Below are 10,962 nucleotides of genomic sequence, written 5' to 3' on the forward strand. Positions count from 1 at the left end.
TACTCCTGTTCTAATTCTTGATCTTCGGATCGAGCGCGTCTCTCAAACCGTCTCCCAGTATATTGAACGCGAGAACCGTCAGGAAAATGGCGGCTCCCGGAAAATAAACGACATGCGGCGCGATGCTGAGGTAATCGCGGCCCATGCTCAGCATGGCCCCCCAGTCCGGGTCCGAAGGCTTCGCCCCAAGGCCGAGAAAGCTCAGGCCCGATGCGGCCAAAATCGTCGTCCCGATCCGCATCGTGAAATAAACGATCAGACTCGGAACGGTTTCGGGAAAAATATGACGGGCAATAATCCGCGCATTGTTGGCCCCGATGGAGCGGGCGGCTTCCACATACAGCGATTCCTTCGTTTCCAGAGTGGCGCTGCGGATCAGCCTCGCGAACGACGGAATGCCGAAGATCGCAACGGCGACGACGACGTTCATCAGCCCCGGCCCGAGAATCGCGACGATCCCGATCGCGAGCAGCAGATCGGGGAACGAGAACATGACGTCGCTGCCTCGCATGATCAGCCGGTCAAGCCAGCCGCCGTAATAGCCGCTGATCAGCCCGAGCAGCGTGCCGATGACCGCGCCGATCAGCACGGCGCTGAGGCCGACGGACAGCGACAGCCGGGTGCCGACGAGAATGCGGCTGAAAATATCGCGGCCGTACTCATCCGTACCGGCCAAATGCTTCGCCGACGGACCGGACAAAATGTTGTCGTAATCCGGCGCGGACGGATCGTAAGGCGTAAGCGCGGGACCGATGATCGCGACGACGACGAGCAATACGATAAACAAGCCTGCGGCGAACGCGAGCTTTTGCTTTTTCATTTTGATCCAAAAATCGCGGAGCGGACTGCTTTTCGTTAAAGGAACGGCCGTGTCCGCAGAATGGTCGATGACGATGTTTTGACTCATGGTGGTCCTCCTCAGTTCTGGCCCGACAGGCGAATTTTAGGATTGAGCACGCCATACAGGACGTCAACGAGCAAGTTGACCAGAATGAATTCGACGGCGAACAGCAGCAGCTCCGCTTGAATGACTGTATAATCGCGGAAGGCGATCGAATCGATCAGCAGCCGCCCAAGCCCGGGGATACTGAATACCGTCTCGACAATGACCGAGCCGCCAAGCAGAAAGCCGAACTGAAGCCCGGCCACAGTAATGACGGAGATCATCGAGTTTTTCATCGCATGCCCCCAGACGACCGCGGACTCGTTCAAGCCTTTGGCCCGGCCGGTCCGGATATAATCCTGCTTCAGCGACTCCAGCAGCGAAGCCCGGGAGAAGCGCGCCAGCATTGACATAATGCCCGCTCCGAGCGTAATCGACGGAAGCACGTAGCCCTGCCACGAATCGACGCCTCCGGTCGGCAGCCAGCCGAGCTGCACGGAGAACAGCTGAATAAGCAGCAGCCCGAGCCAGAACGGCGGCACCGAAATGCCCGAGACCGCGGTCAGCATGCTCAAGTAGTCCGGCCAGCGGTTGCGCTTCGTCGCCGAGATGACGCCGATTACGATCCCGAACAGAAGCGCCCAGCCCATGCTGAAAATCGTCAGCCAAATCGTCGGCATCATGCGCGAGGCGAGCATTTCCGTCACCGGCAAGCCGGTTTTGAGCGAACGGCCCAGATCGCCCTGAAGCAGATGCGACATATAGATGAAATATTGCTCCCAGAGCGGCTTGTCGAGGCCGAGCTCGGCCTGAATGCGGCTGATGTCTTCGAGCGTGGCTTCCTTGCCCGCGACGAGCCGCGCCGGATCGCCGGGAATCAAATGGATGAACAGAAAGATCAAGATGGAAACGATAAAAAGAATCGGAATGACGGCAACCAATCGTTTAAGCACATACTGAGCCAAGCTTTTACACTCCTCCTCTGAAAACCTGCCATTAGGCGAGATGCTGTGGTGAGCACCGCACCGGAGGGCGGGTCAACACAGCATCAGGTCAGGACTTACTTCTTGATTTCGGCTTCGCGGACGTTGATCGAGCCGTCCGGATATACTTTCACGCCTTCGAGGTAGTTTTTCTTGCCGGATACGATCTGGTCGGCGGCAAGGAAGACCCACGGAGCGTCTTTGTAGATTTGCGCTTGAATGTCGGCGTAAACGGCTTTTTGCTCGTCGGCGTTCGACAGCTTGTTCGCCTTAGCAATCAGTTCGTCCACTTTGTCGTTTTTGTAGTAAGCGGTGTTCGCTCCGTTCGGAGGGAACATTTCACTTGCGAAAAGCGGGCGCGTCGCCGCGTCGGCGTCGGCCGAGGACGGGGACCAGCTGACGTACCACATTTGCACCTTGGATTCCTGCGGCGTTTTGGCCGAGTTGATCTCGTTGGACAGCGTGCCTTCTTCCATCTGCTTCACGTCGAGCGTGATGCCTACGGCTGCCAGCTGCTGCTGCACGAACTGCATACCTTTGACCGTCTCCGAGTCGGAGCTGCCCCAGATTTCGGCTTTGAACCCGTTTTCCAGACCGGCTTCCTTCAGGAGCGCTTTCGCTTTCTCCACGTTGCCGTCATACGGCGTTTGCTTCGCATAGAATTGCGTTTTGGACGACATCGTCGAGTCCAGCTTTTCGGCAAAGCCCGATTTGACGACTTTGATATAGGCGTCTTTGTTGATGGCGAAGTTGATCGCCTGACGGACGCGGATGTCGTCGAACGGTTTCTTCGTCATGTTCATCGTGATGTAGCGCGCAATCGTCGAAGGCGTTTTGTCCACCGCGATGCCGTTCTTGCCGTTCACCTGCTCCACCTGCTCGGTCGGCAGCGGATAGACGAAATCGGCTTCGCCCGTTTTCAGCATGGCGACGCGGGAACCGTTCTCCGGCACCGGCTTGAAGGTGACGGTATCTACCTTCGGCAGTCCTTTTTCCCAATAATCGGCGTTTTTCTCGATCGTCATCCGGTCGCCCTGTACCCATTCCTTATACTTGAACGGGCCCGTGCCTACCGGGTGCTGGCCGATATCTTTGCCGTGCTTCTCCAGCGCCTGCGGGCTGATGATCATCAGCATGGCCAGCTTGTTCAGTATCGCGGAATACGGCTGGGACAGCGTGATTTTTACCGTTTTGGCGTCGACGACTTCGGTTTTCTCCACGGTGGCGAAGCTACGGGCCATTTTCAAGTTGTTATCCTTGTTTTTCACCCGATCAAGGTTAATTTTGACCGCTTCGGCGTTGAACGGCGTACCGTCGTGGAATTTGATGTTCTCTTTCAGCTTGAAGGTGTATACTTTCGCGTCCGGGCTCACTTCGTAAGATTCGGCCAGCACAGGCACGACCTTCATATCCTGATCGAAGCCGAGCAGACCTTGATACATCGTGCGGTAGCCGGAAATGGACAGCGTATCGGCCGCGTTATGCGGGTCCAGCGTCACGAAGTTGGCGTTGACCGCAATCGTGATGCCGTTGCCTTCCTTCTTGGCCGTCGGCTGTTCGGCCGCGCCTTGCGGCTGCGACTTGCCTGCGCCGCCGCTGCAGCCTGCAAACATCGCGCCTGCGAGCACCAATGCCGTAAAAGTTGCGAAACGTTTTTTCATGGAAAATCCCCCCGTTGTTTATTGATTTATGCTAAATCTTCCTGCGGGACGAACGAACCCATTCGTCCATAAGAGGAAGATCGTTACCCTTGGGCCGGTGATGCGCCCGCTTAGAAACGGAATACGGTTTTTCTCTCGCCTACGACAATATGGTTATCGTTTTTGATCTCCTTCGGAGCCAGCGCATACAGCCGGTCGATCGTATCGCGGTTATCGTAACCGATCTGCTCCAGAATCGAAGCGACGATAATCGGCCACACGAGCTCAGAGCCGTCCAGCACTTTTAAGGCGAAGCTCATGCGCTCCTTTTTGAGCCCGAAGCCGTACACTCCTTTGGCGCCGCCCTTGGCGACAATGTTCTGATCGGTCAGCAGCGCGGTGCAGATAAAGTCGTGGCTCGCGATCATCTCCGGGTTCGCGTTCATATAGCCGGCGATTTTCGTAGCCGCCGCTCTCGTACCGGCATCCTCGATCAGATCCGGGCAGGCCAGCTTCAGGTACGCGCGAGCGATGTTTTGGAGCGGCATCGCATAAACCGGAAAGCCGCAGCCGTCCACCCCGATGCGGATGTCTTCCTTCGGGTAGTCGGCCATTTCGGCCATCGCTTCCAGGCTGAGCTGCTGTGCCGGGTGGTCGATGCTCCAGTAGGTTTCGAGGTCGTAGCCAAGATCCTTGGACAGCGCGAGATAACCGGAATGCTTGCCGGAGCAGTTATGGTACAGCCTGCGCTTCTCCAGATGCTCCCAGTTGCAGGCCGCACGCGGCGCTTCGTTGAGCGGGTAAGTCGGACAGCACAGGATGTCTTCTTCCTTCAGCCCGGTTTTCTCCAAAATCGATTCGAGCGCCTCGATATGATACTTTTCTCCCCGGTGCGAGGCGGCGAACAAAGCCGCTTCCTTCGGGCTCAGCTTGAATTTGTCGTCGATGCCGTTCTTCATGACCGGGATCGCCTGAAACGGCTTCGCCGCCGAACGCAAAAACGTCATATGCTGTTCGTCGCCGACGGAATACACAATCCGTCCGTTCTCGTCCATTCCGCAGACGAGGCCCATATGTACATTCTCCAGCACGCCTCCGCGGTATTCTTCCACCAATCGTTCGAAGCCCATAAGTAACTCATATCCTTTCGGCATGTGAAGTTCAAGATGTTCCGCTGCGGTTAACGGTCCGGGCATCCCGATTGCTAACGCTTTCAAGTCGGGTTCGTCCGGTCCGGAACCACGTGAAATGATTCCTCGAACAAGTTCATTTCGTTTATTTTCACCACTGATGTTAATAATAACAGCCGTTTTTTTTGCTTGTCAATAAATATTTGAATAATATGTGAAGATAAACAGCAGTTTCCGGGATCAATTCGAAGAATGTACGATTTATTTATTCCAGTGACGGTATTAATTTCTTCTCTTGTCGTTTTTGCCCTTCGTATGGAACAAACTCACCCTAACGGGTCATCATCGAAGAATGAGGAATCAATTTCCGGTCTGTCTGTACCTACGCTATCCTGCATTTCTTTTTTTGCTTTTTTTCTTTTTTCGCTCATACGCCTTTACTCCCCATTTCTTATCAAATGCTCGCTCGCGCTCCTCATCATAATAATAAATTCGACCGTAATCCGCATGCCAAATAACCACAAGCAACATGGCATGTTTGCATTGGATCGGATCACGGTGATAGGTCTCCATCATTCGCTCCCGGTATGTCTTTTTCTTCTTCTCCGCTTTGGGAAAGGTCATCTCGATCTGTTTATGAACCATATACCGCCATAAGTTGATGATTATCTGCGATTCTTTATTTTTGCTGCGGCTGTACAATCCATAACGACCTACCATACGAAAATGCTTCGGTGGAATATGCTGCACCAGATCATAAATAAACCTCATCACTGGCGCAACGACGTCTACCCTTTTTCCTGTTTGATGATCTTCGTACCAGTAATGAACCTTGTGATAGTCATACTTGACAATCCGGTATTCCGCTATGGCTGGACGAGCCAATTACCTCCCGATGTATTTGGCCGCTCCTCGAGCATCCTTCATCCGTTGTTCAGCATTCACATAGAAGCCATGATTTACGCAAGTAGGTAAACGAGATGTACTCTACCGATTTCCATTGCTTCGCATTATCTAACGCCCCCTCGGTAACCAATGCATGGATGTGCGGATTAAATTTTAAATCCCGGCCGAACGTATGAATGACCGTGATCACCCCAACCTCATATTGCTTCGCTTTATTTTTCCGACGGTAGTAATACTGGATAACTCTCGCTACTTCTTTGCTCAGCTCATTCAACTTCTGCCGCTCCTCGAAGAAGTATTTCCGCAGTTCTTTCGGCACCGTAAAGACCGTATGCCGATGCGGTACGTTCAAAATCCGCTCCTCTTGCTTCTCGGCCCACTCATCCGTGTATTTCTTTCCGCACCGTATCGCTTTGTTAACCGCTTCTTGAATTGCCCCACGTAACTCTTTGGGAAATTGATTCTCATGCAGTTCCCAAAAACCATGAAAGTGATCTTTGAGGATTTGCTTTACTACCCCACGTTTTTTCCACGTTTCTTGCTTCTCCATGTTCATCAACCTCCCGCTTCCTATTATCGGACTTATCCACAATTTTACGCAACGCATAATTTCCTAAACAACAAAAAAAACAAGCATCTGCATCGATACTTGTTTCATTTATTGATATTTAGGTTTTATCATAAATTTAATCCCAAATTACATTCCGGGATCTCCTTCCGCATTTTGAACAATAATTCCTTTTGAGTAATCAATATAAACAGGGAAATTATGAATAGGTCCAAATATTAATAACGATAACATCACCATTAACACCATTTTTTTCATATCATTCACCTCCTGTTGCACATGCTTCTTTTAACATAATGATATGCTGCGCCTCTAAAGGTCTAGAACGTTTTGCGTAATGAAAAAAAAAGTCACTGACACATTCATATTTTTCCTTAAGATGATTTATGTCCGTGAATAATCTTAAACATTTAGCGAAACATTCTACCCCTTCATCCACTAACCCTATGCTAAGTTTGTAAACCCCCTTTTGTTTGAAGTATCTTCCAACTGATGAACATGTTGTAGGCGAATTTAGATTTTCAGGTAAGAATTGCGCCTCTTTTTCCAACAATTGTTCCACCAATTTCATATTACCTCTTTTACAGTAAATATCAAGAAGTTCTTCAGCCATAAAAATTTTGTTGTTTTGGCTTAGTTCCTCCATATAACTCTGAAGCATTGGAACGGCAGTTTGATAATCTTTTTTTCTTACTTTCACCATAACGCGAAGGATTTTAACATTTTCCTCAACAAAATCATATTGGAGTTTTTCAAAAGTGGAAAGAAATTGTTCAACTTTATCAAAATTTCCTAATCTTGAATAAGCATAGATCATTGCAAGGTATGCTCTTGCTTTTAGCTCCGTATCATATTTCTCATGTTCAATACCAGCCAAACAAAGTTGAATACATTCCTCATTTTTTTTGAGAGCATACGAATGAAGGCCCATTCTAAAATATGTGATTATTTTTTCTGCATCTGACAAGAAATCTGTGTAATGTAATACCTCTTGCCCTTCTTGATATGTTTGTTCCAAACGTCTAAAATCAAGTCTTTCTATTAAATACTTTTGTAATAACCCTTTCGCTAAGTATGGTATCGTGCCGTGCCATCTTGAATATTGAATAATAACATCAAATAGCGCTACTTTCAGGGAAGCACCCTTCATTTCTTGTGTAAAATTAAACAATCGTTCTAAAGAATCTTCCGTCTCATTATTTGGAGATTCAAGTAAACGTAAGGCTACCTTGGGCGCAAGGTCAACGGTTTCCTCACAGGTAATAACTTCAGTTAGAATTTCTAACAAAGTATCGACTCGGTTTTCATGTTCAATGTAACATTCAATGACTTTTTTATATGGAACGAGTAGTACCGGGGCAATTGCCTTCACTGTTTTAAATTCTGGATGTTTCGTCTCTCCAGTTTGAATTTTATGAAGGACTCCTCTTCTAAGTCCAGTAAGCTCCTCAAGATTCGCGTATGTCAAGTTTTTCTCTTTTCTAAGTTGGAAGATGAAATCTGCGATGGTGTTATTCCGATGCTTAATATCCACCATAATACATAACCTTCCTTTTGTTCAATATTGTACATTGGTTTATTATATCAGGGGTATTTTTGTTTTACAATTAATTTATTTTTTATGATATTAACCTAATTTTTTACTAAATACAACGATTCGATAAATTTCGACATAGTATAAGTGATTATTTGGTAATCACTGTAATTACTCAGATAGTTTTCAAGTAATTGCTAAAATAAAAATAGATATTTATTCCTATCCCATAATTTATGATATTATGATAAATTATGTTTGAACGATGAGGTCGCGACGAATTGTTCAAACAATAAGTGGAAAAAAGCTCGTTTTGCGACAAGGAGGTGGTGAAGCTTAGCCAGCCAGCGTTTAGATCCGGGTTTGCCGCCCGAAGTTTGGCCGGGCTTGGTTACAGCGGAGAGCAAATTGAGAAGCTTTTACGTGAGCGATTGTTTTTTTACAGGGCAAATAAAATGGGACAATAGCCCCTTTTATAATGTATTAAATATGAAAGTATGAAACACAAGTGTTAAATTATGACAAAGGAGTGTTTTTATTGAAAAGATTGGTAGCATTATTTTTCCTGTTCATTTTTATGCTTTCGTTGACTTTTGGTCCAAATGCCCAAAATTTGTTGGCAGCAACTAATGACGAACTATATTCATTCACAACAAAGGATGGCGAACCTGCTTTATATGACCACGCTAATAAAGCATACGTTGTTAAGGCATGGACTGCTGATGGGAAGGAAATCAGCCTTTCTGAATATAAGAGTATTATCGAGGGTTCTAACAAATTAAATACACAAAATGCGATCACGCTTGCACCTAGCGAAAATCAAAAGACAAATCAGCAAGTGGAGAAAATAAATGCTTTAAACTACATCAATATGAACTATTATGAAAAAGACTTGACTTGGGCAGCTACGGCAACTCCTCAAAAAGTTTCCCCTAGCGTAGATTGCCCTTCTTGGCAACCTGCACCATGCCCAGTACAAGTTACGGATTCTGTTCAATCTTCTGAATCATTTTCGACAGGTGTTGACGCAGGAGATAAAAATTATATTAGAGTAAATGCAGGATTTACATGGCAAGAGACATCCCAATCTCAAGTTGGAGTGACATATCAAATTCCACTTGGTCAACGAGGGTATGTTACTTTTGCACCTTATTTTAATCATACAAGAGGTTATATACACTATGCTTATTCCGATCAGTCAGGTTACCATTATCTTGGTAAGAGTAAAATGAAATTTGCCCAATCCCCAAAAGTACTCTCAAACGGACTTGCTGATGGAGTTTATTCCGTAGTGAAATATTAATTAAATTAAGGCCAAAAATTGAGCTTGCATCTTTATGGTGTAAACTCAATTTTTTAAAGGGACGAGAATAATGTATTTATTTGGATTAATGCTTTGTTTTGTTGGATTACTCTTCATAGCTTTAGCAGGTTTGGAAAAAATCCTTATCTTTGTCGCTGTAAGCGATCGCACAACTCAACTTGATTCCGTTATAGGACTAACACCTCCATATTTATGGGACATTACAAACTTCACTTTTTTTGCTGGAATTATATTTGTTGCAGTTGGAATATGTTTAGCGTCAATAAAGAAAAAAAAGTAGATGTCCATATCATGTGTTTTCCTGAACTTTGCTAGAACCTGCTGGCTGGCCGCAAGCTCGAAAACCTACGTGCCTATGCTTCTACCTTGATTTTTAGCCTTGAGCGGCGATTTTGATTTCGTGGAACAATGCAAAAAAACGGCTCTTGTTCGCATTATTGCGGCAAGGGCCGATCTTTGTCGGCGCTGCAAATAGCATCAAAGCTTGCTATTCCCTGTAAGCTACAAAATCAATGATCAAAAAAGCGAAACACAGTTTGTCGTTGTTAACCTAAGTAAATGTTTAAGCCAAACAAAAAAAGAGGCCCTTTGGCCTCTGAATTATGTCAAGAATACTTCCGGTTCGTCCACAAAGGTTTTTGTACGGCTTTTGCTGATTCGTTTAACTTTGGCTCTGAACTGAAGGAAGTAATTATGACGTTTGACTTTGTTCATATCATCTTGACGATGTGCGCGACAAGCCGAAGGTTATGCTCGATGAGCACATTGCGCGAGTGTTGATTGCCTTGGGCCATTAGCTTCAAATGTTTGTCTTCTTCATCCTCCGCCAAAGGCTGGGGAAACGCGTTGTTTTTTACATAGGAAACGAGTAAAGTAAGCTGTTTAATAAATAAAGCTACGGCACTGAATAATCCGGGCATTCCAGCCACCCCCTAAGGTGTTTGCCAATCAACGGTCTCGGAAGTTTTCGCGCAAAGATTAGTATTAGTGTATGTGGGCGAAAGCCCGGAAGTGCCTGTACACAAAATTTACACCTGGTGAACTTGGACTACGACGTAGGGGGTCAAGGTCTATTTTGAAGAGGTCTGGATCGTCAACGCTCTAAAAGCATGGTATGGTTAATATTACGCATTTAATGGAAAGGCAGGACATAAAGGATGAACTGAACAAAGAAAAAACGAGTGATGATGAAGGGCTGCACCCACGGCAAAATGGTTCGCGGCCTCTTCCACGCTCGTTGTCAGGTTCGCATATTTACCAGGCTTTACCTCAAAGTGCATAGAGTTCGCACTTTATGAATCTATAATATTCCTAGTCAACTTACTGACCCATGCATGTAAAAATCCTAAAATTTCGGCTAGTTTCTTTTGTGAAGTTTCTGGATTTTCCTTCATCGCTTGATGCAGACGATCCAATGCTTCTTTCCTTTTTGCAGTAAGTGTTTTCGTTTTTACCTTATTAGCTCGTTCGCGTTCTATCCGCTCCAAGAAAACTCGAAGCAAAGGAAGGCTTTGAATACATGACGTACAAATATAAAATCGTTTGAAGCAAATGATTTGTTGCTTACCCGAACAAAACAAGCATTCTTCTGCTGGATATTTATAAACCAGGATTGCCTTTTTCTTGTCGTCAAAATAATACTTTGTCCTGACACTGGGATGTAAATTCAAAACACACCTAACCTCCATGGGGATTGCCAATCCTGTTCTTCCAAGTTTTAATTCCATGCGACCCGCCTATTGAACTTTTAGCTATCAAAAAGTTTTCAGATCTTCCCCCATATTGTCGAATTCCTTGAGGGTAGGAGATGGTGATTTTAGAAGTTATAGTTCTGTAAAGTATTCCGTTTGGTAGAAACAGGAAAAATGGTATTGCATTGAGTTCCAAAACTCTGAAAATTATATTCATTCCCCCTCGCGGATTAACTCCATGAGGTTTTTTTCTTAATCAAAAGCAATACTAACTGAGCCTTCCTAAGCTCATGCTTTTCCGCT

General features: G+C 46.3%; 11 protein-coding genes and 1 pseudogene. 2 read left to right on the forward strand and 10 right to left on the reverse strand.

What is annotated here, in order from left to right:
* Positions 1-10 precede the first annotated feature (10 nt).
* The 8 genes from NLX71_RS05230 to NLX71_RS05260 all read right to left on the reverse strand — a co-directional run bounded on the left by NLX71_RS05230 (position 11) and on the right by NLX71_RS05260 (position 7,647).
* On the reverse strand, positions 11-907 hold the full coding sequence (locus NLX71_RS05230) for an ABC transporter permease subunit (RefSeq protein WP_254362438.1): 897 nt from the start codon (positions 905-907) through the stop codon (positions 11-13).
* Between the two features lie 11 nt (positions 908-918).
* Positions 919-1,848, reverse strand: a complete 930-nt coding sequence (locus tag NLX71_RS05235; RefSeq protein ID WP_254362439.1) for an ABC transporter permease subunit — start codon at positions 1,846-1,848, stop codon at positions 919-921.
* Between the two features lie 95 nt (positions 1,849-1,943).
* Positions 1,944-3,527, reverse strand: coding sequence for a glutathione ABC transporter substrate-binding protein (locus tag NLX71_RS05240; RefSeq protein ID WP_254362440.1), 1,584 nt, complete (start codon positions 3,525-3,527; stop codon positions 1,944-1,946).
* Positions 3,528-3,637: 110 nt separating this feature from the next.
* Complete coding sequence (locus tag NLX71_RS05245; RefSeq protein ID WP_254362495.1) at positions 3,638-4,636, reverse strand: asparaginase; 999 nt, start codon at positions 4,634-4,636, stop codon at positions 3,638-3,640.
* Positions 4,637-5,023: 387 nt separating this feature from the next.
* Positions 5,024-5,521, reverse strand: a complete 498-nt coding sequence (locus NLX71_RS05250) for a transposase (RefSeq protein ID WP_254362441.1) — start codon at positions 5,519-5,521, stop codon at positions 5,024-5,026.
* Between the two features lie 49 nt (positions 5,522-5,570).
* Positions 5,571-6,092: a transposase gene (locus NLX71_RS05255; protein WP_254362442.1), complete on the reverse strand. Its 522-nt coding sequence runs from the start codon at positions 6,090-6,092 to the stop codon at positions 5,571-5,573.
* Between the two features lie 147 nt (positions 6,093-6,239).
* Complete coding sequence (locus NLX71_RS26510; protein WP_302058085.1) at positions 6,240-6,368, reverse strand: hypothetical protein; 129 nt, start codon at positions 6,366-6,368, stop codon at positions 6,240-6,242.
* A gap of 1 nt (position 6,369) precedes the next feature.
* A complete protein-coding gene (locus NLX71_RS05260; RefSeq protein WP_254362443.1) occupies positions 6,370-7,647 on the reverse strand; it encodes a helix-turn-helix domain-containing protein in 1,278 nt (425 codons plus the stop codon).
* Positions 7,648-8,182: 535 nt separating this feature from the next.
* Here NLX71_RS05260 and NLX71_RS05265 point away from each other — a divergent pair.
* Positions 8,183-8,947, forward strand: coding sequence for a DUF6060 domain-containing protein (locus NLX71_RS05265; protein WP_254362444.1), 765 nt, complete (start codon positions 8,183-8,185; stop codon positions 8,945-8,947).
* A gap of 70 nt (positions 8,948-9,017) precedes the next feature.
* On the forward strand, positions 9,018-9,248 hold the full coding sequence (locus NLX71_RS05270) for a hypothetical protein (protein WP_254362445.1): 231 nt from the start codon (positions 9,018-9,020) through the stop codon (positions 9,246-9,248).
* A 439-nt stretch (positions 9,249-9,687) separates the two neighbouring features.
* On the opposite strand, the pseudogene NLX71_RS05275 reads toward NLX71_RS05270, so the two are convergent.
* Both NLX71_RS05275 and NLX71_RS05280 read right to left on the reverse strand, forming a co-directional pair.
* Positions 9,688-9,888: pseudogene (locus NLX71_RS05275) on the reverse strand (RNA polymerase subunit sigma-70); the annotation flags it as partial.
* A 372-nt stretch (positions 9,889-10,260) separates the two neighbouring features.
* A complete protein-coding gene (locus NLX71_RS05280; RefSeq protein ID WP_254362446.1) occupies positions 10,261-10,695 on the reverse strand; it encodes a regulator in 435 nt (144 codons plus the stop codon).
* Positions 10,696-10,962 lie beyond the last annotated feature (267 nt).

Origin of the sequence: Paenibacillus sp. MZ04-78.2, assembly GCF_024213375.1 — a bacterium.
In the GTDB taxonomy this organism is placed as follows: Bacteria; Bacillota; Bacilli; order Paenibacillales; family NBRC-103111; genus Paenibacillus_G.